20 protein-coding genes are annotated in these 22,600 nt (G+C 67.2%); 9 read left to right on the top strand and 11 right to left on the bottom strand.

Features of this window, described 5'->3' with window-relative positions; all coding sequences use genetic code 11:
* Positions 1-5 precede the first annotated feature (5 nt).
* On the bottom strand, positions 6-887 hold the full coding sequence (locus tag OKW78_RS00805) for a PspA/IM30 family protein (RefSeq protein WP_281193436.1): 882 nt from the start codon (positions 885-887) through the stop codon (positions 6-8).
* A 162-nt stretch (positions 888-1,049) separates the two neighbouring features.
* On the opposite strand from OKW78_RS00805, the gene OKW78_RS00800 reads away from it, so the two are divergent.
* The 3 genes from OKW78_RS00800 (at position 1,050) to OKW78_RS00790 (ending at position 4,606) form a co-directional block, all read left to right on the top strand.
* Positions 1,050-2,021 (top strand): sugar phosphate isomerase/epimerase, encoded by a 972-nt coding sequence (locus OKW78_RS00800; RefSeq protein ID WP_281193435.1) that lies wholly within the window; start codon positions 1,050-1,052, stop codon positions 2,019-2,021.
* Between the two features lie 32 nt (positions 2,022-2,053).
* A complete protein-coding gene (locus tag OKW78_RS00795) occupies positions 2,054-3,184 on the top strand; it encodes a Gfo/Idh/MocA family protein (protein ID WP_281193434.1) in 1,131 nt (376 codons plus the stop codon).
* A 237-nt stretch (positions 3,185-3,421) separates the two neighbouring features.
* Positions 3,422-4,606, top strand: a complete 1,185-nt coding sequence (locus OKW78_RS00790; protein WP_281193433.1) for a M20 family metallopeptidase — start codon at positions 3,422-3,424, stop codon at positions 4,604-4,606.
* A gap of 197 nt (positions 4,607-4,803) precedes the next feature.
* On the opposite strand, the gene OKW78_RS00785 is transcribed toward OKW78_RS00790, so the two are convergent.
* Positions 4,804-5,268 carry a type IV pilin gene (locus tag OKW78_RS00785; RefSeq protein ID WP_281193432.1) on the bottom strand — a complete coding sequence of 155 codons (465 nt, stop codon included), beginning with the start codon at positions 5,266-5,268 and terminating at the stop codon, positions 4,804-4,806.
* A 129-nt stretch (positions 5,269-5,397) separates the two neighbouring features.
* Here OKW78_RS00785 and OKW78_RS00780 point away from each other — a divergent pair, with 129 nt between their 5' ends.
* Together OKW78_RS00780 and OKW78_RS00775 are read left to right on the top strand one after the other, a co-directional pair.
* On the top strand, positions 5,398-6,015 hold the full coding sequence (locus OKW78_RS00780) for a YIP1 family protein (RefSeq protein WP_281193431.1): 618 nt from the start codon (positions 5,398-5,400) through the stop codon (positions 6,013-6,015).
* 96 nt (positions 6,016-6,111) lie between these two features.
* Positions 6,112-8,361 (top strand): DHH family phosphoesterase, encoded by a 2,250-nt coding sequence (locus tag OKW78_RS00775; protein ID WP_281193430.1) that lies wholly within the window; start codon positions 6,112-6,114, stop codon positions 8,359-8,361.
* A gap of 60 nt (positions 8,362-8,421) precedes the next feature.
* Here the strand turns inward: OKW78_RS00775 and fer are convergent, their stop codons facing one another.
* On the bottom strand, positions 8,422-9,081 hold the full coding sequence (gene fer, locus OKW78_RS00770) for a ferredoxin Fer (RefSeq protein ID WP_281193429.1): 660 nt from the start codon (positions 9,079-9,081) through the stop codon (positions 8,422-8,424).
* 150 nt (positions 9,082-9,231) lie between these two features.
* On the opposite strand from fer, the gene OKW78_RS00765 reads away from it, so the two are divergent.
* Positions 9,232-10,383: a GTP-binding protein gene (locus OKW78_RS00765; RefSeq protein WP_281193428.1), complete on the top strand. Its 1,152-nt coding sequence runs from the start codon at positions 9,232-9,234 to the stop codon at positions 10,381-10,383.
* 8 nt (positions 10,384-10,391) lie between these two features.
* On the opposite strand, the gene OKW78_RS00760 is transcribed toward OKW78_RS00765, so the two are convergent.
* The 7 genes from OKW78_RS00760 to OKW78_RS00730 all read right to left on the bottom strand — a co-directional run bounded on the left by OKW78_RS00760 (position 10,392) and on the right by OKW78_RS00730 (position 17,493).
* Entirely contained in the window at positions 10,392-11,579 is a 1,188-nt protein-coding gene (locus OKW78_RS00760; RefSeq protein ID WP_281193427.1) for an ABC transporter ATP-binding protein, read from the bottom strand.
* A gap of 19 nt (positions 11,580-11,598) precedes the next feature.
* A complete protein-coding gene (locus OKW78_RS00755) occupies positions 11,599-12,507 on the bottom strand; it encodes a carbohydrate ABC transporter permease (RefSeq protein WP_281193426.1) in 909 nt (302 codons plus the stop codon).
* A gap of 1 nt (position 12,508) precedes the next feature.
* Positions 12,509-13,393: a carbohydrate ABC transporter permease gene (locus tag OKW78_RS00750; protein WP_122104701.1), complete on the bottom strand. Its 885-nt coding sequence runs from the start codon at positions 13,391-13,393 to the stop codon at positions 12,509-12,511.
* Between the two features lie 18 nt (positions 13,394-13,411).
* Positions 13,412-14,599 carry an ABC transporter substrate-binding protein gene (locus OKW78_RS00745; protein ID WP_369335026.1) on the bottom strand — a complete coding sequence of 396 codons (1,188 nt, stop codon included), beginning with the start codon at positions 14,597-14,599 and terminating at the stop codon, positions 13,412-13,414.
* Positions 14,600-14,888: 289 nt separating this feature from the next.
* Positions 14,889-15,959 (bottom strand): glycerophosphodiester phosphodiesterase, encoded by a 1,071-nt coding sequence (locus tag OKW78_RS00740; protein WP_281193424.1) that lies wholly within the window; start codon positions 15,957-15,959, stop codon positions 14,889-14,891.
* 120 nt (positions 15,960-16,079) lie between these two features.
* A complete protein-coding gene (locus OKW78_RS00735) occupies positions 16,080-16,232 on the bottom strand; it encodes a hypothetical protein (protein WP_185955725.1) in 153 nt (50 codons plus the stop codon).
* Between the two features lie 91 nt (positions 16,233-16,323).
* Positions 16,324-17,493: a glutathione-independent formaldehyde dehydrogenase gene (locus OKW78_RS00730; RefSeq protein ID WP_281193423.1), complete on the bottom strand. Its 1,170-nt coding sequence runs from the start codon at positions 17,491-17,493 to the stop codon at positions 16,324-16,326.
* Between the two features lie 199 nt (positions 17,494-17,692).
* Here OKW78_RS00730 and OKW78_RS00725 point away from each other — a divergent pair, with 199 nt between their 5' ends.
* Positions 17,693-17,860 carry a hypothetical protein gene (locus OKW78_RS00725; protein ID WP_281193422.1) on the top strand — a complete coding sequence of 56 codons (168 nt, stop codon included), beginning with the start codon at positions 17,693-17,695 and terminating at the stop codon, positions 17,858-17,860.
* A gap of 45 nt (positions 17,861-17,905) precedes the next feature.
* Here the strand turns inward: OKW78_RS00725 and OKW78_RS00720 are convergent, their stop codons facing one another.
* Positions 17,906-18,484 (bottom strand): hypothetical protein, encoded by a 579-nt coding sequence (locus OKW78_RS00720; protein WP_281193421.1) that lies wholly within the window; start codon positions 18,482-18,484, stop codon positions 17,906-17,908.
* Between the two features lie 129 nt (positions 18,485-18,613).
* Between OKW78_RS00720 and fdhF the strand changes: the two genes are divergently transcribed.
* Both fdhF and OKW78_RS00710 read left to right on the top strand, forming a co-directional pair.
* Positions 18,614-20,779 carry a formate dehydrogenase subunit alpha gene (gene fdhF / locus OKW78_RS00715; protein ID WP_281193420.1) on the top strand — a complete coding sequence of 722 codons (2,166 nt, stop codon included), beginning with the start codon at positions 18,614-18,616 and terminating at the stop codon, positions 20,777-20,779.
* A gap of 112 nt (positions 20,780-20,891) precedes the next feature.
* Positions 20,892-22,598: a formate--tetrahydrofolate ligase gene (locus OKW78_RS00710; protein ID WP_281193419.1), complete on the top strand. Its 1,707-nt coding sequence runs from the start codon at positions 20,892-20,894 to the stop codon at positions 22,596-22,598.
* The last annotated feature ends 2 nt before the right edge of the window (positions 22,599-22,600 follow it).

Raw genomic sequence — 22,600 nt, 5'->3', positions numbered from 1 at the left:
ACTGCCTAGTTCTTCGGTTCGTCCGCGTCGACCTCGGACTCCTCGAGTTCCACGTCGGTTTCGAGGTCCTCCTCGAGGTCCGCCTCCAGGTCCGCGCCGTCGACCTCGGCCTGGAGGTCGTCGAGCTCGGCGTCGATCTCCTCGTCCGTGCTCTCGCTCGCGCCGTTCGCGTCCTCGCTCGGGGCGTCCGCCTTCCCGAGTTCGCCTTTCAGCGTCTCGAGTTCGGCGTCGACCTCGCTGTTCGTCGAGAGCCCCTCCAGCTCGCGGTCGATGCTGTCCTTGTCCGAGAGCGCGTCCTCGAACGCGCCGGTCTCCTCGAGCTCGTCCATCGCCTCCGCGCGCGCCTCCATCTCCTCCGTGCGCTCCTCGGCCCGCTCGATCGACCGGCTCACGTCCTCCATCTCGTCGCCGACGCCGGTCATCGCCTCCGAGACGCGCGAGGACGCCTCCGCGGCCTCGTAGCGGGCCTTCATCGTCTCCTTTCTCGTGCGGAACTCCTCGATGCGGTTCTGGAGCTTGTTCTTCTTCTCGACGAGTTGGTCCTGAGTGTCGTTCAGCTTCGCGATCTGTCCCTCCAGCTCCTCGATCTGCGTCATCTTCGACTTCTTCTTCTCGAGGGCCTTCCGCGCGAGGTCGTCGCGGTCCTGTTGGACCGCCTCCCTCGCCTGCCGGTTGTGCTTCTCGACGTTCTCCTCGAGCTTGCGCTTCTGGATCTCCAGGCGCTTCTTCTGGGTCGTGAGGTCCGCGATACCCTGTTTGACGTCCTGGAGCTCGTCGCGCATCTGCTCGTAGGAGTAGTCGAGCGACTCCGTCGGGTCCTCGGCCCGGTTCAGGAGGGCGTTCATCTTCGAGCGGATGACGTAGGAGGCGCGCGAGAGGATTCCCATGGGGGTCATACACGCTCCATCCGTTAAAACCTCATGTGGTTCGCGTCCGGTCTCACGTCGTGCGTGGTTCGCTCGTGCGTGGTTCGAGTCCTTGCGGATCGTAGCGGCGACCACCTGACCGTATCCTAAAGGTTTATTCGGGACGTAGTTAGATTCCTACGCATGGACATCGGCGTACTGACCGTTCCGCTCGGTGACGAATCGATCGAGGACGCGTCCGCGTACCTCGCCGGGCTCGACGTCGACGCGGTCGAGATCGGCGTCGGCGGCTTCCCCGGCGAGGACCACCTCGACCGCGAGGAGTTACTCGGAAACGACGCGGCGCAGGCGGAGCTCGCCGACCTGCTCGAGGAACACGGGCTGCGCGTCTCCGCGCTGGCGACCCACAACAACCCGCTCCATCCCGACGAGGAACGGGCCGAGCGGGCCGACCGGGAGCTGCGCGAGGCGATCGAGTTGGCCGCCGAACTCGGCGTCGACACGGTCACCTGCTTCTCCGGGTTGCCCGCGGGCGCGCCCGGCGATTCGACGCCCAACTGGATCACCGCTCCGTGGCCGACCGAACACGCGGAGGCACACGAGTACCAGTGGGACGAAGTCGCGATCCCGTACTGGAGCGACCTGGCCGAACACGCCGACGCCCACGGCGTCGATCTCGCGATCGAGATGCACCCGAACATGCTCGTCTACGAGCCGACCGGGATGCTCGCGCTCCGCGAGGCGACCAACGATCGCGTCGGCACGAACTTCGACCCCTCACACCTCTACTGGCAGGGGATCGACGTGGCGGAGGCGATCCGCTTTCTGGGCGAGCACGACGCGATCCACCACGTCCACGCCAAGGACACGAGGGTGTACGAGTCGAACGCCCGCGTGAAGGGCGTCCTCGACACGACGGACTACACCGAGGAGGCCGACCGCTCGTGGCTGTTCCGCTCGATCGGGTACGGCCACGACGAGGCCCACTGGAAGGACTTCGTCTCGACGCTCCGGATGGTCGGCTACGAGGGCGCGCTCTCCATCGAACACGAGGACTCGCTCACCTCCTCGCGGGAGGGACTGGAGAAGGCCGTCGACGTGCTCTCGCGGGCCGTCTTCGAGACGCGGCCGGGCGACGCGTACTGGGCGGAGTAATCGGGAGCGAGAGAACGACCACAACGACAACGATGACCGACGAACCACTGAAGATCGGCGTTCTGGGGTATCGATTCATGGGCAACGCGCACGCGAACGCGATGGCGCGGCTTCCGATGTTCTTCCCCGACGCGCCCGACGTCGAGCGGCACACGCTCGTCGGGCGCGACGAGGAGGCGCTCGCGGAGGCGGCCGAACGGTTCGGCTTCTCCCACACCGAGACCGACTGGGCCGACGCCATCGAGGCGGTCGACGTCTTCTACAACCTCGGACCGAACCACGTCCACGTCGACCCGTCGGTCGCCGCGCTGGAGGCGGGCGTTCCCGTCCTCTGTGAGAAGCCGCTCGCGCCCACCCTCGAGGGGGCGGAGCGCATGCGCGACGCGGCCGCCGCTGCGGACGTTCCCGCCGGCTGCGCGTTCAACTACCGGTTCGTTCCGGCGATCCAGCACGCGCGGAACCTGATCGCCGACGGCGAACTCGGCGAGATCCGACACGTCCGCGGTCGGTACCTCCAGGACTGGCTCGTCGACCCGGACGCGCCCTGGGCGTGGCGCATGGACGCCGACCTCGCCGGCTCCGGCGCGCTCGGCGATCTGGGCGCGCACTCGATCGACCTCGCGGGGTTCCTCCTCGGCGACGCGGTCGGCGGGATCGACAGCGTCTCCGGACACCTCGAGACGTTCGTCGAGGAGCGACCCGTCCTCGACGACGACGGCGACGTCGAGGAGTACCGCGACGTGACGGTCGACGACGCGTTCTCGGCGCAGGTCGCCTACGAGTCCGGCGCGATGGGAACCTTCGAGGCGTCGCGGTTCGCGACCGGCCACAAGAACGACCACACGGTCGAGGTCCACGGATCGAAGGGAAGCCTGCGGTTCTCGCTCGAGCGGCTGAACGAGCTCGAGGTGCTCCGCGAGGGCGACCGCGGCTACGAGACGGTGCTCGTCACCGACGAGTCGGACCCCTACGTCGACCACTGGTGGCCGCCGGGCCACGTGCTCGGCTGGGAGCACACCTTCGTCCACGAGAACTACGAGTTCCTCTCGGCGGTCGCGGAGGGCGGCGAGTTCTCGCCGTCGTTCGCGGAAGGATACGAGGTCCAGCGTACCCTCGACGCGATCGAGCGCTCGGACGAGCGTGGTGAACGGGTTAACTTATAACGGACTGACTGGAGTATCCACGGAGGACGCCTCGCGCTTCAGCGCGGGGAGGAAGCCCGGCCGATGTTAATTTTCAAATATGAGCCACCGACAGGAGGGATGAATTCCGATGATGTCTCCTCTATCGGAATGAATCAGTACCGGAGGTGAACGCAGTACTGTTGATCCGATGAGATCACACGGACTCACGTCCCGCACAACCACGGTATTTATATTCATTCTCATTGCGGTACCGATATGATCGGGGAAATCCCTCCTGAGACGTCCAAAGAGGAAGCAGCCGATCTCCTTGCCAAACTCGTTTCGATCGACACCCGGAACCCGCCGGGTCGGGAGAAACCTCTAGCCGAATTCATCTACGAGTGGCTGGAAAGTCGGGGGATCGACGCGGAAATTGTCGACCGCCCCGACCCCGATCGTCCGCAAGTCGTCGCGGAGATAGGCGCCGGCGATCCGGACGCGGGAAAGCTGGTTCTCAACGGCCATATGGACGTTGTACCACCGGGGGACCGCGATCGCTGGTCTGTCGATCCGTTTAACGGCGTCGTCGCCGACGGGAGGGTGTACGGTCGCGGTACCAGCGACATGAAAGCCGGTCTCGCTGCCGCGATGCTTGCGGGGCGAGCTGCGGAGTCCTCCGGTGCTGTCGATGGAAAGCTTATCCTTACCTTCGTGATGGGCGAGGAGACCGCTGAGCCCGGTACCAAAACGTTGTTGGAAGGCATCGATGCCGATTATGGAGTGGTTCTGGAACCGACAGAACTACACGTACACACGGTCGCGAAGGGACTCGCGTGGTACGCCGTCGAGATCGGAGGGAAGTCCAGCCACGCGAGCAAGCCGGAACTCGGAAAGAACGCGCTCGACGCGCTCTTCGGGAACGAATCCCGGCTCTCCGCCTATCGTCGTCGGATCGCCGAACGGACTCACCCGCTCATCGGCGAGTCGCTGTGTACGCCGACGATGGTTTCCGCGGGGACCAAGGAGAACGTGATCCCGGAGTCTGCGGAACTCCGAATGGATCGTCGGTTTCTGCCGTCGGAGGACGTCGACGCTCTCGACGAAGAGATCGAAGAGGTGTTCGATCCGCTCCGCGACGACGGATTCGAAGTATCGATCGACCGGGTGCGGACGTACGAGGCGGCTGAGATCGACCCCGACGAGCACGTCGCGACGGTTTTCAGGAAACACGCAAACGACGTCGCCGGTGTCGACACCGCCCCTGCCGGCAAAAACGCGGCCACCGATCAACGAAACTTCGTCAACGACGCCGGCATTCCGGCGATCATCTGGGGTCCAGGTACCTCGGCCCAGTCGCACACGACTGACGAATGGGCACGGATCGATCTCCTACATGACAGTGTCGACGTCCTCTGTCGCGCCGTCGAAGACCTCTGTTCGGTCTCCGTTGAAGAGACCTAACTCGATCCGGATCTTCAGTTCAGTCCTGACGACTCATCGGAAGCGATTGAGCTACGCCGAGCGAGGGCGGAGCCGTCGTTCGAAGACGGGGGTACCAGGTCCAGCGGGTCCTCGATACGATCGAACGGTCCGACGAGTGTGGCGAGTGGGTGGAGCTCTGATCGGTGGAGGCTGCCAACTCACGGACCCCCGTCTCCCTACGCCGCGACCGGGGCCGCCGCCGGCCCGTTCTCCTCGGCCCACTCGTCGATCTCGGACTCCTCGTCGGGCTCGTAGCTGCCGAGCGTCTCGCTGCGGTCGAACGCCACCGGCTCCCAGACGACCTCCAGCGTCTCGTCACCGGTGGCGTTGGCTACCGCCACCCGGTCGCCCGGACGGACGACGCCCTCCCCGGGCCAGCCGCCGAACGTCACCGAGTCGTCGGGGTCCTCCCCGCGGACGTACAGCTCCTCGGCCGGGACCGGGTCCGGGCCGGCCGCGACCACGACGAGACCGTCGGCCTCCCGTTCGACCTCGAACTCCGCGTCCGGCGGGGCGACCCCGTCGATGAGCCCGAAGACCGCGGCCCCGACGACCGCCAGGACCAACACCACGACGCCGACGAGGACGCCGGTCCCCGCCATGGGCGCGAACCCCCGTTCGTCGTCTCGATACCCGGTCATTCGTCTCCCGCTCCGCCGCGAGCGATATAAGGGTTTTTCCGCCGACTATCAGTCCGGATAACGCGGATCCACGCGGGCGTCCCGTCTCGAACCGGAACCCCGTTATTCGGGCGTCCCGTATCGTCCGGCGTGAACTCGTGGACCGAGAACCCGGAGGGCGGACGGGACCGCGGCCTTCGTGGGCTCGCTCGCGCCTGGATCGAGGTGCTGATCCGGCCGCGGCGCTTCTTCGCGAACGGCGTCGCTCCGGGCGATCAGGCCCCGGGATTGACGTTCGCCGCGGCCGTCGCCGCCGTCTTCGTCCTCGGCTGGATCGCGACCGAGCCGACCGTGGTGCCGTCGATCGCCGAGAGTTTCGTCCTCTCCGCGGCCGTCGTGGTCCTGCTCGTCACGGCGCTCGCGGCCCCGGTCGGGCTCCATCTGACCGCCGCGCTGGCGACGGTGTCGCTCGTGATCGCCAGTCTGGAGTTCCACGGCGGGGTCTCCTTTCGCGACCGCGGCGGCGTGAGCGAGACGGTGCAGGTGGTCGCGTACGCGAGCGCGCCGATGGCGCTCGCGGGGGCGGCAGTCCCGGCGCTTCGAGTCGTCTGTGGCGGATACGCGACGCTGCTGTTGTTGGTCGGGTTCCGGGTCGTTCACGGAACGACGCCGTTCCGGACGGTTCTCGCCGGGATCCCGGCGGCCGTGTTCGGATACGGGATCGGCTATCGCGTCGTGGCCGCGGTGCGGACGCTCTTCGCCGGCTGATTCGACGGCTGACCCGTCCCCGTGGCGGATGCCACCGATCGCCCTCCGGACGACTTTCGACAACCGTTTTAGGCGTGAGCCACTCGAGAGACTCAAATGGGATCCTGTATCATCTGTGGCGTCGACGTCGACGGCGGCGGTCGTATCTGCCGCTCACACCAGGAGGACGTGGTCTTCGACTTCCGGGGCGACAGCCCCGATGGGCTCGTCGCGAACCGCTTCTACCGCGGCGTCGTCGACGGCTACGCCGAGTTCGGCGTGTTCATCGATCTCGCGCCCGGCGTCACGGGACTGCTCCACCGCTCGGAGCTCGACAGACGGCTCGACAGCCTCGAGTGGGAGCCGGGCGACGACGTGTTCGTCCAGGTGAAAGGCGTCCGGGACAACGGCAACATCGACCTCTCGTGGTCGATCCGCCAGGCCGACCGCGAGTTCCGCGGGGCGCTCGTTCAGGACGGCGAGACCGAGTACGTGCCCGACGAGGACGAGGGCGCGGACGGAGGGGAAGCCGAGAACGCGGACAGCGACGACGCAGGCAGCGAGGATGCTGACGACGACGCGGACAGCGAGGACGCGGACGCGGCGAACACGCCGGCCTCGACCGAGGACGTCGCGGGAAATGAACGCTCCGCGGCGTCCGACGCGTCGGAAGCCGCGGGCGACTCGGACCGATCGAGCGGACGCTCGGAGGCGGACACCGACGGGACGGTCGAAGCGGGAACGACCGCGGACGAGACGCCCACCGACGAGACGGTCGTCGAGGGGGTCGCCGACGCGAGCGACGCGAGCGAGAACGTGAGAGACGACGTGAACGCGGAATCCGAGGCGGAGTCGGCACCGGACGCGGAGTACGAGCGCGTCGACGTCGAGACGCTCCCGGACCGCGTCGGCGAGACGGTCCGACTGGAGGGCGAGGTCGTGAGCACGCACCAGACGGGCGGACCGACCATCTTCGAGCTTCGCGACGCGACCGGCGTCGTCGACGCGGCCGCGTTCGTCGAGCCCGGCGTTCGGGCGTATCCCGAGGTCGAGGTCGGCGACGCGATCCGGATCGACGGCGAGGTCGAGCGCCGCCGCGGCGACATCCAGGTGGAGACGGAGGCGCTCGTGATTCTCGACGGGGAGGACGCCGAGACGGTCCGTCGCCGGCTCGCCGAGGCGCTGGCCGCGAAGGCCCGCCCCGAGGGACTTCAGCCGCTCGCCGGCGACGGGGCGGTCGCCGAGCTCGGCGAGGGGCTGCTTGACGCCGCGGAGGCCGTCCGCCGTGCGGTCCTCGAGTCGCGCCCCATCGTGGTGCGTCACCCCGCGACCGCCGACGGCTACGTCGCCGGCGCCGCGGTGGAACGCGCCGTGCTCCCGCTCATCCGCGACGAGCACGCGAAGAGCGACGCGGAGTACCACTACTTCACCCGTCGACCGACCGAGGAGCCGGTCTACGACATGGACGCGGCGACGAACGACGTCACCCGCATGCTTCAGGACCGCGACCGGCACGACGAGAAGCTCCCGCTGTTCCTGCTCGTCGGCACCGGATCGACCGTCGAGTCCGAGGACGGGCTCGACCTCCTGTCCGTCTACGGCGTGGAGGCCGTCGTCGTCGACGCCGCGGTCGCGGACCCCGAAACGCGAGAGCGGGTCGACACGCTCGTGTCGCCGGAGCTCGCCGAGGTCGACGACGACCTCTCGACGGGCGCGCTCGTCGCGTCGCTCGCGTCGGCGGTCAACGACGAGGTTCGGTCGGAGCTCGTTCACCTGCCCGCCGTGAGCTACTGGAGTGACACGCCGGACCGGTACGTCGACCTCGCCCGCGACGCCGGCTACGACCGCGAGCGGATCGCGGAGCTTCGCGAGGCGGTGGCGCTCGAGGCGTACTACCAGTCGTACCAGGACAAGCGCGAACTCATCGCCGACCTGCTGTTCGAGGACGGCGGTGACCTCGCCGCACACGTCTCCGAGCAGTTCCGCGAGAAGCTCGAGACCGAGATCGAGACCGCGAGCGCCAACGTCGTCAGCGAGTCCGTCGACGGGGTCGAGTTCGCGCTGCTCGACACCGACGAGTACACCCACCGGTTCGACTTCCCGCCGACGCCGCTGCTGCTCGACGACCTCCACCGCCGACACGCGAACGGCGACCCGTTCGCCACGGTCGGCATCGGCACCGACGAGCTGTACGTCCGGTCGACCGCGGACCTGTCGGTCAGGGAGGTTGCCGCCCGGGCGGACGAGATCGCTCCGGCCGCGGACGTCGCGACCGCCGGGCTCCGCGAGGGGAAGATCGGCTTCCTCTCCGGTGAGCGTGACGCGGTCGAGGACGCCGTCGTCGCCGCCATCGCCGAGCAGTTCTAGAATCGACCGCGCCGTTCCCTCGTCGGTTCGCATCTCGATCCGAGGCCGTCGGTCGCCTTCTCACTCCGATCTCGCCCGTCGGAACGGCCCGGGCGGCAGTCGTAACTCGTCGAGTTCGGGGAGGTGTTTGACGTTGAAGACGACCTTCAGCTCGTCGGAGAGCGGATAGCCGTTACACGAGAGCCGGAAGCCGCGCTCGGCGTGTTCCTCCGAGAGGATGTGGTTCGCGGGCTGGGAGAGCTCGCCCTCGACGAGGTAGACGGCGCAGTTCGCGCACGCGCCGCCACGACACGAGAACGGCCAGGAGAACCCGCGGTTCTCGGCGGCCTCGAGCAGGCTCTCGTCGGGTTCGACGAGGAGGCGACCGTGATCCGTCGGAGCGAGGTCGGCGTCGGCCGCCTTCGCGAAGAGGTCGCCGTCAGCGAGGTCCCACCCGCGGTCGGCGACCGCCTCGTAGTCGAGGAACTCCACGCGGATCGATCCGGTTCCGTCCCCCTCCGTGATGTCGATGTCGGCGGGGTCGTCGTCGGATCCGGTCGTTCCCGTGCCGTTCAGGTCGCGCTCGGAGAGTTCCCGGTAGGCACGCCTGACGAGCTGGAACTCCTCGATCGAGCCGCCCGTGTCCGGGTGTGCCTCCTTCACCCGCTCGCGGTAGGCCCGTTCGACGTCGGCGTCGTCCGCGTCCTCGTCGAGATCCAACACGTCGAACGGGGAGACCATTCGGTGTGTGACCTAGCCGATAGAGACGGATAAACGTCTCACAACCGCCGCTCTCCGCCGGTATTCGGAGGGACGTTTTCGGGGATCAGCCGGAGAGGATCCGGCCGATCGATCGTTTCATACCGTCGGCACGATTGATTATGTGTACGCATGACACGCGACGATCGGATCCCCGTCACCGTCCTCAGCGGATATCTCGGCGCCGGGAAGACGACGTTGGTGAACCACCTGTTGGAGAACCCGGGTGACCGACGGATCGCGGTGATCCTCAACGACATGGGCGAGGTGAACGTCGACGCGGAGCTGATCGCGCGCGAAAACGACGAGGAGGGCGTGATCGATCTCTCGAACGGGTGTATCTGCTGTCGGCTCCAGGACGACCTGTTGACCGAGGCGACCGCGCTCGCGGACTCCCGGGACTTCGATTACCTCCTCGTCGAGTCCTCGGGGATCTCCGAGCCCGTCCCGATCGCGCGGGCGTTCCTCGAGGGGACCGAGGGCGCGGATATCGACCCCACGGAGCGGTTCAGGCTGGACACGATGGTGACCGTCCTCGACACGTACGGCTTCTGGAAGGAGTTCGACGCGGGCGAGGACCTGCCGGGCGGCGCGAACGCCGGTGCAGGGGCGGAGCGTCCCCTCGCGGACGTGCTCGTCGAGGGGATCGAGTTCTGTGACGTCCTACTGTTGAACAAGACCGACATGGTTCCCGACGACGTGTTGGATCGGATCGAGTCGGTGGCCGAGCGGCTCGGCCCACGAGCCGAGCGGATCCGGACGACCTACTCGTCGGTCGACCCCGAACGGGTGCTCGACACGGGCTCGTTCGACTTCGAGCAGGCGAAACGCTCGGCGGGCTGGAAGCGCGCCATCGCCGAGAGCGAGGGCGACGATCCGAGTCACGACCACGCCGAGAACGGGCACGACCACACCCACGACCACGCCGAGGGCGCGGCGGCCGCCCACGGCGTCGACTCGTTCGTTTACCGCGACGACGACCCCTTCGCGCCGAGGGCGTTCGCGGACTGGCTCGACGACTGGGACGGTTCCGTGATCCGCGCGAAGGGGTTCGTCGCCGTCGCGGGCACCGACGAGGTGATCGGCGTGAGCCAGGCCGGGCCGTCGGTCCAGGCCGGACCCATCGGCGAGTGGGACCCCGACGACGACCGCCGAACGCGACTCGTGCTCATCGGCGAGGGAATGGACGAGTCCCGACTGCGCGCGGAACTCGACGATCTGACGGTGAGGGACGGATCGGGCGAGGACGACGATCGGACCGCCGAGGACGTCTTCCCGATCTGAGACGGGATTCAGTCGTTCGCGACCCGCTCGAGTCGATCGGACGTGACGGGTGCGGTCGCGGAGTGGTAGAACGCCTCGCCGGTCTCGGGCTCGAAGAGGTGGAGGCGCTCCGGGTCGTACGTCACCGAGACGGTCTCGCCCGGCTCGAGCGACGAGCGCGGTTCGGCTCCCATCTTGAACGTCGCGTCCCCGACCGAACAGTGGACGAGGAGGCTGTCCCCGAGCGGTTCCGTGACGTCGACCGTGGCGTCGAACGTGGTCTCCCCGAGGTCGGGCCGGTCACGGGCCGGATGGAGGTCCTCCGGTCGGACGCCGAGGACCGCGTTCCGACGGTTCCCCGCGTCGGGGTCGGCGAACGACTCGGCCGGGGTTCCGTTCTCGATCGCCTTTCCATCCCCGGTCTCTCCGGTCGGGAGCGGGATCCGGAAGGCGTCGTGGACCGCGACGCCCCCCTCCACCGCCACGTCGATCATGTTCATCGCCGGGTCGCCGATGAACTCCGCGACGAACCGGTTCTCCGGGAAGTCGTACAGCGCCTGCGGCGGGTCGACCTGCTGGATCTCGCCGTCGTCCATCACGACGACCCACTCGCCGAGGGTCATCGCCTCGGTCTGGTCGTGCGTGACGTAGACGGTCGTCGTCCCCAGTTCGGCGTGGAGCCGCGTGAGCTCCGCGCGCATCTGGATCCGCAGCTTCGCGTCCAGGTTCGAGAGCGGCTCGTCCATCAGGAACGCGTCCGGGTCCCTGACGATCGCCCGGCCGAGCGCGACGCGCTGGCGTTCCCCGCCGGACATGGCCTGCGGCTTGCGGTCGAGCAGATCGGTGATGTCGAGCGTCTCGGCGGCCTCCGCGACGCGCCGGTCGATCTCCTCGTCGGTGAACGAGTCGGTGGCATTCATGCCGAACGTGATGTTCCGCCGACCCGTCATGTGCGGGTACAGCGCGTAGTTCTGGAAGACCATCGCGACGTTCCGCTCTTTCGGCTCCGTGCCGGTGACGTCGCGGTCGTCCATGCGTATCTCGCCGTCCGTCGCCGTTTCGAGCCCGGCGAGCAGGCGGAGCGTCGTGCTCTTCCCGCAGCCGCTGGGGCCGACGACGACGAGGAACTCGCCGTCCCGGACCGTCAGGTCCACGCCGTTGACTGCGACGACGTCGTCGAACTCCTTGCGGAGGTTTCGTAGCGTTATCGTTGTCATATCATCTGGATGTCGTGGTTCATTTCTGTTGGATCGCGAACGTCTCCAGGAGCGGTTTCCGGAAGAGGATCATGAGCGCCAGCGGGGGGAGAAGCGTCAACACCGAACCGGCCATCACGAGCGACCAGGAGAGCTGTCCTCCCTGAACGTCGCCCTGAAGCAGCTGTAAGCCGACCTGTGCGACCTGGTTCGCCTCGGAGTCGATGATCACCAGCGGCCAGAGGTACTGGTTCCAGGCGTAGACGAACATGATGATCGAGACGCCGACGAGGACGCCCCTCGACATCGGTATCAACACCTGGAGCGTGAACTTCACCGGTCCGACGCCGTCGAGTTTGGCGGTCTCGACGATCGAGTTCGGGATCGAAAGGAAGTGCTGTCGCAGGATGAAGACGGTCGTCGCGCTCGCGAGATACGGGACCGTGATCGCGAGCAGGCTGTTGCCCCAGCCGAGGTCGTTGATCAGCTGGAACAGCGGGATGAACCGAACCGGAACCGGCAACAACAGCGTGAACAGCACGAACAGGAAGACGAGGTCCTTGTACGGGACCCGGTAGTAGACGATCGCCATCGCGGCGAACACGGAGATCACGAGCTTTCCGACGACGACCACGACGGACATCAGGAGCGAGTTCCACATGAACCGGCCGAACCCGTAGTCGACGATCGCCTCCCGGTAGTTCTCCACCGCGTACGTTCCGGGGATCAGGTCGGGGAGGCTCGTCACGATCCCCTGCTGTTTGGTGCTCACGACGACCGCGACGAGGATCGGGAACACCACCATCCCGACCAGAAGCCAGAGCTGGAGGTGGACGCTGACGCTCTCCTCGCGTCCGATCACCGCCAGCGGTTCGTCCTCGTCATCACCAGCTATCGCCCCCTTCAACGCCTCGAACCGTCGTTTCGTGTACTGGATCGCGTTCGTCATTTCACGCTCCGTAGTAGGAGTACTCCTCGGTCAGTCTGAACTGTATCACCATCAGGACGGCAACGACGAGGAACAACACGACGGACTTCGTCGAGGCGACCCCGAAGTTGAAGAAGGAGAACCCCTCGCGGTAGAGGTCGAAGATCAGGACGTTCGTCGCGTTCGCGGGACCGCCGCTCGTCAGCAGGTCGACGAACGCGAACGTGCCGAAGAACGCGTAGATCGTGTTGATGATCACGAGGAAGAACAGCGTCGGAGTCATGATCGGAACGTACACCGAGACGAGTCGACGCAACCGACCGACCCCGTCGAGTTCGGCGGTCTCCGTGAGCGCGTCCGGGACGTCCTTCATCGCCGCGATCATGAAGATCACGTTGTACCCGATCTGTTTCCAGATCGCCACGAGAAGGACGACGAGGAACGCCTGCGGGCCGTCGTTGAACCAGTCGACGTCGAACCCTACCGCCTCGATCGGCCCCGTGAGAACGCCGAGCGTCGGGTGGAGGATGAAGAGGAACACGAGCGCGGCGACTGCGGGAGGAAGGGCGTACGGCCAGATCACGGAGATCAGATACCAGCCCTGTCCGTCGTCGACCTCGTGGATGAGGAACGTCAGGTACAGCGAGACCGTGATCGTTCCGACGACCACGAGCGCCGCGAAGAGGACGGAGATCGCGACGCTCCGGTGATACGCCGAGCTTTCCAGAAGCGTCAGGTAGTTCTCGAGGCCGACGAACTCCTCGGCCCGGCCGAAGCCGGCATCGAAGAGGCTGGTTCGGAACGCGAGTGCAGTCGGATAGTAGAGGAAGACGACCGAGACCAGGAGCGTCGGCGCTAAAAGCAGGGCCGCCTCCAGTCGTCCGTCGAATATCTCTCGTGTGGACATCTGACCCGTCGACCTCGATCACTCGTAGTAGTCGGTCAGCACGGACTCGACCTCCGACTTCATCGTCTCGATCTCCGATCCGACGTCGTCGGCGTTGACGACGTCGACCGACTTGTCTTGGATCACCGTCTGGACGTTTCGGGCCGGACCGAGGAGCGCCCGCTTCGTGGCGGGGTCGGAGGCGTCGCCGTTCTGGAGCTGCTCGAGCGCGACGTTGTACATCGGGTTCTCCTCGAACCACCCCTCCTCGCGGAGCGAGTCGACGGATGGCTGCGTGATCGGGTAGTACCCCGATCCCTTGTGCCACTCCGTCTGGACTTCGGGTTGGGCCATGTACTGGAGGAGCCGCCCGATCTCCTCGTACCGGTCCTCGGGAAGCCCGTCGGGAACGTAGAAGGACGCGCCGCCGATGACCGGTCCCACTCGGGTTTCGCTGATGGACGGATACGGAGCCGCGTCGACGGTGAAGTCCTCCGAGTCGGCGATCAGTCCCGCGACCGACGCGGTGCTCGTGAGGACCATCGCGGACTCCTGCTCGATGAAGAGCGAGGTCGCCTCGCCCCACGCCTCGATCCCCGGGTTGGTGTAGAGCCCGTCGTCGGCCATCCCCTTCCACCACTCGTAGAGGTCGTGGACGGCGTCGGGCGTGTAGAACTCCGAAGGGTCGCCGGCGTGGCCGTTCTCGGCGTCGGTCATGAGCTCGCCCTCGAAGCCGTACCACGTCTCCACGAACCAGACGTGGTTCGGCCAGGTGATCCCGTACTGGGTGACGCCCTCGTCGACGAGCGTCTCCGAGGCGGATCGCACCTCCGCGAGCGTGGTCGGCGGGTCGTCCGGGTCGAGTCCCGCCTCCTCGAACGCGTCGCGGTTGATGTACATGATCGCGTTCGAGTTGTTGAAGGGAAGCGAGGCGAGCTCGCCGTCGACGGTGAAGAACTCCGCGACGTTGTCGAGGAAGACGTCAGTGTCGAAGTCGTCGGGGAGGATCTCCGCGACCGGCCGAACCTGGTCCGTGTCCAGCACCTGTTGGGCGAACAGGCTGTCGACCTGGAGCATGTCGGAGACGTTTCCGGAGTCGAACGCCGCGAGCGTGTTCGTCAGGACGTTCTCGTAGGAGTCCTGAAACTCCATGTTCGCCTCGATCCCGTGTTCCTCCTCGAAGCCGGCGGCGATCCCGTCGAGCGTCTCCCCGTTGGTGCCGCCCATGGCGTGCCAGACGGTCAGTTCGTCGGCGATGGGCGAGAACTGCGCCTCGTTCCCCTCGCTTCCACCCATACATCCCGCCAGCCCGGTCATCGCGCCCAGCGCCGCCCCGGTCGTGGCGAGCGTGTTTCGGCGTGAGATCCCGCGCGTCGAGTCGTTGTTCGACGTCATGCGACCGAAGGTGGCGAAAGCGACCTAAAAGCCTCTGCTAAGAGGTCTACGGACCGATTCGAGCCGTACGGACCGCTATATATCGCTCCGTCCCGGTTCGATCTCACGACCGCCCGTCCGCTCACGACGACCCGCCGAGCAGGCCCGCGTAGTCGGCGATGATCCCGTCCACGCCGACCGCGGCGAGCCACCGAGCCTGATACCACGTCTCGACCGTCCAGACGTTCACGTCGCGGTCCTCCGCGTGGGCGGTCTCCACGAGGTCGACGCCCGCGTCGTCCGCCGTCCCCGAGAAGGGCGTTCCTCCGACCAGTCCGATCGGCGGGTGGATCGCCTCGGCGTCGTACGCGCGGGCGATCGCGAGACCGTCCTCGACCGACTCGGAGAGGATCGGCGCGACCGGATACGACGAGACCTCGCGGCTCGCCGCCAGCGCGGCCTCGTAAAACGACGAGAGGAGCACCTCGTTGTCGTGGTCGTCGAGGACCGAACACACGCGCTCGACGAACGGCCGCCAGACCGCCGTGCGCTCGGTCAACTCCGCCTCCGGGAGCTTCTCGTCGGGTCGAAGGTCCCCGTGTCCGGGGTTCTTCAACTCGACGTTCACGCCCACGTCCGCGGGGAGCACGTCGAGCAGGTCCCGGAGGAGCGGAACCGTCTCGCCGCTTCCGAGCACCTCCGCGCTCGTGACGGTCTCCGTGTCCGTCTCGCGGACGAGACCCTCGGCGTCGGTGAGTCCGAGGGCACCGCCGGCGCGTCCCGCGAGCCGGTCGTCGTGAAAGACCACCACGTCGCCGTCGGCGGTCGCGACGGCGTCGACCTCGACGAGGTCGGCCCGTCGAGCGTCCGGGACGTCGCGGCCCGCGGCCGCCTCCACCGCCGCGACCGTGTTCTCCGGGTTCTCGCCGGCAAATCCGCGATGGGCGATGAGCGCGAGGTCGGAGCCGGTCTCCGGACCGAACGACTCGAGCGGTGCCGGCTCAGTCGCCTCCTCGCGCGTCCCACCGTCCGTGTACGCCAACCCGACCGCCCCCACGGTCGTGATCCCCGCGGTCCCCGCCAGGAGGGCTCGACGACGAGAGACGGTCGTCTCGGTGTCGCCGGTCGTCGACCGAGCGGGATCGTCGGGTCGGGTGGGATCGTCGGGCCGGTCTGCACCGTCGGACCGAGCCGGGTCGTCGGATCGGGTCATGGGTCGTCGCTGTCACGTCCGAATATAGGACCTGCTATGAGGGCTCCCGAGGGCTCCGTACCGAAACGTACCGGTCGCGTCGTCGTCTCGATCACGGACCCGTTTCGCGCTCGAGTCCGCTCAGATCCCGAGTTCCGCCTGGAGGTCGTCCCAGTCCTCGTGGAACCCGTGGGTGGACTCCGTTTCGGCGCCGACGGCCGACTGGTACACCTCGTCGTACTGGAGCAGTTCGCCCCACCCGTCGTGGAACGCCCAGTTACAGTATTGGCACATGTATCGGCGAACGCGTCGGTGCGCCATAAGCGTTGGCTGGGTCGAAAAAACGTGAGAACGGAGCCCTCGTCGATCGGACGGGTCGGCCGACTCAGGGTTCGAGGAGGACCTTCGTGACGCCCTCCTCGCGGGCGTCGAACGCCTCGTACATCTCGGGCGCCTCCTCGAGGTCGACGCGGTGGGAGACGACCCAGCTCGGGTCCGCGCGGCCCTCGATGATCATGTCGCGCAGGTACCGGTTGTACGACTTGACGTTACACTGGCCGGTCCCGCACTTGAGGCCCTTCTCGAAGAACTTCCCGAAGTCGATGCCGAGCCGCCCCTGTGCGGCCATGTCGTCGGGTGCGCCGGGGTCTTCGGGGACGTACAGCCCCGGAATGCCGAGCTGACCGGTCGGCCGGACGACCCGGATCAGGTTGTTGATCACGACCGCCGGGTTCTCCTTGGCCGGCTGGTAGGAGTAGTCCTCCGTGTCGGTGTCGACGTCGTCGGGATCAGTCGCCTGGTACCCGACCGCGTCGACGCCCTTGTCGACCATCCCGCCGTGTTCCTCGATGATCTGGTCGACCGGGTCGCCCTCCGAGAAGTCGATCGCGTGGGCGTCACAGTGCTCCTCGGCCAGTTCGAGCCGGCTCGGTACCTGGTCCACGACGTAGATCTCCGCCGCGCCCTTGATCTTGGCGCTGTAAGCGGCCATCAGCCCGACCGGGCCGGCTCCGAAGATGGCGACCGACTCGCCGGGTTGGAGGTCGGCCAGTTCGGTTCCGTGCCACCCGGTCGGGAAGATGTCGGCGAGGAGCGAGAACGCGTCCTCGTGTTCGCGTCCCTCCGGCAGTTTCAGCGCGTTGTGGTCCGCGTACGGGACGCGGAGCTTCTCGGCCTGTCCGCCCGGGTACGGTCCCATGGCGACGTAGCCGTACGCGCCGCCCGCGAATCCGGGGTTGACGTTGGTACAGAAGCCGGTGTATCCCTCCTCACAGTTCTGACAGAACCCACAGGAGACGTTGAAGGGCATCACCACGCGGTCGCCCTCCTCCAGCGTGGAGACGGCCTCGCCGACCTCGCTGACGATCCCCATGTTCTCGTGGCCGAAGACGATCCCCTCCTCGGCTGCGGTTCGGCCCTCGTACATGTGGAGGTCCGATCCGCAGATACACGACGTCGTGATGTCTACGACCACGTCGTTCGGGTGCTCGATCTCCGGTTCCTCCACGTCCTCGACAGCGACCTCGTACGGTCCCTGATACACTACTGCTTTCACAAGTGATCCATGAGAACGAAGGGCATCATTTGACGTAAGTCTATTTACAGGTCAGTTACCATTAATAAATCTATAACGATCGATAGCAACACTACTCCGGTGTGAGGCGACCGCGACGCGATCGTTCCCGGCGAGGGGTTCAAACCCTTCGAGCACCTCCATGCGAACGAATGACTCCCATACAGGGCACGGGATCCCCATGGTGACCTACCGGCGCGGCGGATACGTTCAGGACGGCGACGACGCGGTCGAACGCGGCTGTGACCACTGCGAGTGGCACGCCGTCGCCGACTCCTATCCGGAGCTGATCGGCGCCTACCAGCGGCACCTCAAAGCGGAGCACCCGAAGGCCTGGCTCAGGGTGTGAGGACGTGTTCCGCCGCGTGAGGCCGGTTCAGGTCTCGAGATCGGTTCACGTCTCGGCGCGTTCCCCGCGTCGTCTCCAGACGACCATGTACAGCTCCCACGGGTCGATCCCGTACCGTTCCGCGAACTCGTCACACGCCGCGAGGTAGTCGTCGTACTCGTCGATCGAGGGCGGATCCGGATACGGTCCCTCGAGGTCCGTCAGGTCACACAGGACCCTCCACTCGTCGGGACCGACGACGACGAAGCGGTCCGGGTGGACGAACGCGAGGAACGCCGAGGCGACCGGGAGGTCGACGCCCGGAAGCGAGGTCAACGCGTCGACCGCCGCCACGTACGACTCCCGATCCGCGTCGACCGCGGTCGAGATCGCCTCGAGAACCGCCTCGAAGTCGGCTCCCTCGAAGGCCTCCTCCCGCCGGCTCCGGTCCGTTCCCGGCGGCTCGTCGCCGAGGTAGCGACGGCCGTACCACCGCACCACCCACTGGGCGTCCCGCCGACCGTACTCGCCGCTTCGGAACGCGTCGGGCAGGGTCTCGACGGCCTCGGCCTCGACGGAGTACAGCGGTTCCGACTCACGGTACGCCTCGATCGTCGCCCTCACGTCGTCCCGCGAGAGATCCATACCTCGCGATCGGTCGCCGCGCACCTAACGCTTCCGCGCGGCGGGATGGGGCGGATGAACCACCGACACACTCATGCAACTAGCGGCATAGATCGTGACACATGAACGCGTTCCGAGCGGGTGGTCGACATGTCCAGTGAGGGTGACGACGCGGTCAAGACGATCTGCCCGTACTGCGGGGTGGGCTGCGGTATCCAGATCCAGCAAGGGGAGGACCTCGGCGACGTGAACTTCCGGCCGTGGGGTGACGCCCCCGTCAACGAGGGTCGCATCTGTATCAAGGGCGGCGCGGCGACACAGGTGATCGACCACGAGGACCGACTCACGGAGCCGCTGATCAAGGAGGACGGGGAGTTCCGCGAGGCGACGTGGGAGGAGGCGTACGACCGGATCGTCTCGGAGATGGAGCGGATCCGTGAGGAGCACGGCCCCGACGGGATGGGCTTTTACGGCTCCTCGAAGACGATGAACGAGGAGAACTACCTCCTCCAGAAGCTCGCGCGCCGCTACGGCACCAACAACGTCGACAACTGTACCCGGATGTGTCACGCCTCGACCGTCTGGGCGCTCCGGACCAGCCTCGGCGCGGGGGCGATGACGAACAGCATGGAGGACTTAGAGGAGGCCGCGGACGTCTTCTGGATCCAGGGGGCGAACCCCGGCGAGCAGCACCCGATCGCCAACAGCCAGTACTTCCGGCAGGCGGTCCTCGAGGGCGCGACGGTGATCCAGGTCGACCCGCACGCCAACAAGACGACGCGGTCGTTCGACATCGACGAGACCGACCGCCACATGCACCTCCAGGTGAACCCCGGCGCGGACATCCCGCTCCTCAACGTCGTGCTCAAGACGATCCTCGAGCGCCACGAGGCGGAGCCCGACGCGGGCTGGATCGACGAGGGGTTCATCGAGGAGCGGACCGAGGGCTTCGACCACCTGAAGGAGACGCTCGCGGACTTCGACGAGGAGGCGGCCGCCGAGGAGGCCGGCGTCCCGCTCGAGGACATCGAGCTCGCCGCCGAGAAGTACGCGATGGCGAACAACGCCGCGATCTTCACCGGGATGGGGATGAGCCAGCACACCTGCGGCGTCGACAACGTCCAGAACGAGATCAACCTCGCGTTGATCACGGGCAACCTCGGCAAGCCCGGGACCGGCGTCAACCCGCTGCGCGGCCAGAACAACGTCCAGGGGACGAGCGACGTGGGCGCGATGCCGAACGTGCTTCCCGGCTACCAGCTCGTCGACGACGACGAGGCCCGCGAGTCCGTCGAGGACGTGTGGGGATTCGAGGTACCCGACGAGCCCGGCCTCACGAACGTCGAGATCTCCCACGAGGCGGGCAAGTCGGTTCACGGGCTCTACGTGATGGGCGAGAACCCGATCATGAGCGAGCCCGACGGCAACCGGGTCGAGGAGCGGCTGAACTCGCTCGAGTTCATGGTGGCACAGGACATCTTCATGACCGAGACCGCCGAGCTCGCGGACGTGGTGCTCCCGGCGACGACGTGGGCGGAACGCGGCGGCACGGTCACGAACACCGACCGTCGCGTCCAGCGAATGCGCGGCGTCGAGAAGGTTCACGAGAACACGAAACACGACCTCGAGATCCTGATGGAGGTCGGCAGCCGGCTGTTCAGTGAAGCGGAGTTCCGCTTCGAGGACGTCGAGGCGGTCTTCGAGGAGCTCCGGGAGGTGTGTCCGATCTACCACGGGATGACCTACGACGGGCTCGGCGAGGAGGGACTCCACTGGCCCTGCTACGAGGAGGGGGACGAGGGCGACCAGTTCCTCTACGAGGACTCCTTCGACACCGAGAGCGGACTGGGCCAGATCGAGGGCGTCCGCCACCAGCCGCCCGCGGAGGTTCCGGACGAGGAGTACCCGCTCATCCTCACCACCGCCCGGCTCGAGGAGCACTACAACACGGGGACGATGAGCCGTCGCTCGCCGACGCTCTCGCGACAGCACCCCGAGAACTTCGTCGACGTCCACCCGAACGACGCGGAACGGTACGGTATCGAGGACGGCGACATGGTCCAACTCCGGTCGCGCCGCGGCGAGATCGAGGTGAAAGCGCAGGTGACGGAGGACATCAAGGAGGGCGTCGTCTGGACGACGCCGCACTTCGCGGCCGCCTCCGCGAACCGACTCACGAACGACGTGCTCGACGACCGTGCGAAGATCCCCGAGTACAAGGCCGCCGCCGCCGACATCGCGGTGACGGTCTCCGACGGTGGGGAACCGACCGACGGCGACGTGGCCGGCGACGACCCCGAGCCCGCCGACGACTGAACCGTTCTCGGCGTTTTGGCAGGGATTCGCCGTTCGAGTTCTCTGCGAGTCCCGATCCCACGCGATCGGAAACACCTCCAACGCTCTTGACCCGCCCCCGTGAAGGGCCGGTATGGTGACGACAGATCCCGACGACGGAACGCCCGAATCCGATCTCGCCGTGGCCCGATCGACGAGCACGCGCCCCATCGAGGAGGTCGCCGCCGATCTCGGCTTGGCTCCCGACGACGTCGAGCCGCGGGGTGACGGGGTCGCGAAGCTGACCCTGGACGCGGTTCGGTCGGCGACCGCCGGCGGGACCGACGGCACGACCGTCCTCGTGACCGGAATGACGCCGACGCCGAAGGGCGAGGGGAAGACGGTGACCACGGTCGGACTCGGACAGGGGCTCGCGGCGCTCGGCGAGTCGACGACGGTCGCGGTCCGGGAGCCCTCGCTCGGACCGGTGTTCGGGATCAAGGGCGGCGCGGCCGGCGGCGGCTACTCCCAGGTGTTGCCGATGGAGGCGATCAACCTCCATTTCACCGGGGACATTCACGCACTGACGGCCGCACACGACCTGCTCGCCGCGACCCTCGACAACCATCTCCACCAGGGGAACGACGAGGACGTCGACGTTCGCCGGGTTCACTGGCCCCGGGCGCTCGACGTCAACGACCGCGCGCTCCGCGAGGCGGTCGTGGGGCTGGGCGGTCCGACCCGTGGCGTACCCCGTGAGGACGAGTTCGTCATCACCGCGGCGTCGGAGCTGATGGCCGTGCTCGGGCTCGCTTCCGATCTCGAGGACCTCAAGTCCCGGGTCGGCCGGATCGTGCTGGCCGAGGACGTCGACGGCGACCCCGTGACGTCGACGGATCTCGGCGTCACCGGCGCGGTCGCGGCGCTGCTCCGTGACGCGTTCCGCCCCAATCTCGTCCAGACGGTTGAAGGCGTCCCGGCGCTGGTCCACGGTGGGCCGTTCGCGAACATCGCGCACGGCACCAACACTCTCGTCGCCGACCGGGTCGGCGCGTCGCTGTCCGACTACCTCGTCACCGAGGCGGGGTTCGGCGCGGACCTCGGCGCGGAGAAGTTCGCCCACATCGTCGCCCGCGAGGGGATCGTCCCCGACGTCGCGGTCGTCGTGGCGACGGTTCGGGGGGCGAAACGCCACGGGTTGGAGATGTGGCCGACCGACTTCGACGCGCTCGCGGACCCGGACCCCGAGGCGATCCGGGCCGGCGTCGACAACGTCCGCCGCCACGTCGAGATCGTCGAGTCGTTCGGGGTTCCGGCAGTGGTCGGGATCAACGTGTTTCCCGACGACACGGAGGCGGAACTCGCGGCACTCGAGGACGCGCTCGTCGACGACGGGATCGCCGTCGCGCGTTCGACCGCGTACGGCGACGGCGGCGAGGGAGCGACCGACCTCGCCGAGCGGGTCCGGAACCTCGCGGGGACGGGAGAGTTCACGCCGCTGTACGACGTCGACGAGTCGGTCGAAGCCAAGATCGGGACGGTCGCTCGCGAGGTGTACGGTGCCGACGACGTGGAGTACGTGGACGGCGCGCGCGACGACGTCGACCGCCTCGAGGAATGGGGGTACGGCGACCTCCCCGTGTGTCTCTCGAAGACGCCGTACTCCTTCTCCGACGACGCCTCGCTCACCGGCGTCCCGGAGGGGTGGACGCTCACCGTCAGGGAGGTAACTCCCTCCGCGGGAGCCGGGTTCCTCGTGGTCAAGACGGCGGACGTGATGACGATGCCGGGGCTGCCCGCGGAGCCGGCCGCCGAGGCGATCGACGTCGACGCCGACGGTGACATCTCCGGGCTGTTCTGAGC

This window comes from Halorubrum sp. F4, from assembly GCF_027257195.1.
Lineage (GTDB): Archaea > Halobacteriota > Halobacteria > Halobacteriales > Haloferacaceae > Halorubrum.
Note: the sequence above shows the minus strand (reverse complement) of the source record. Positions and strands in the feature narration are given on the sequence as shown.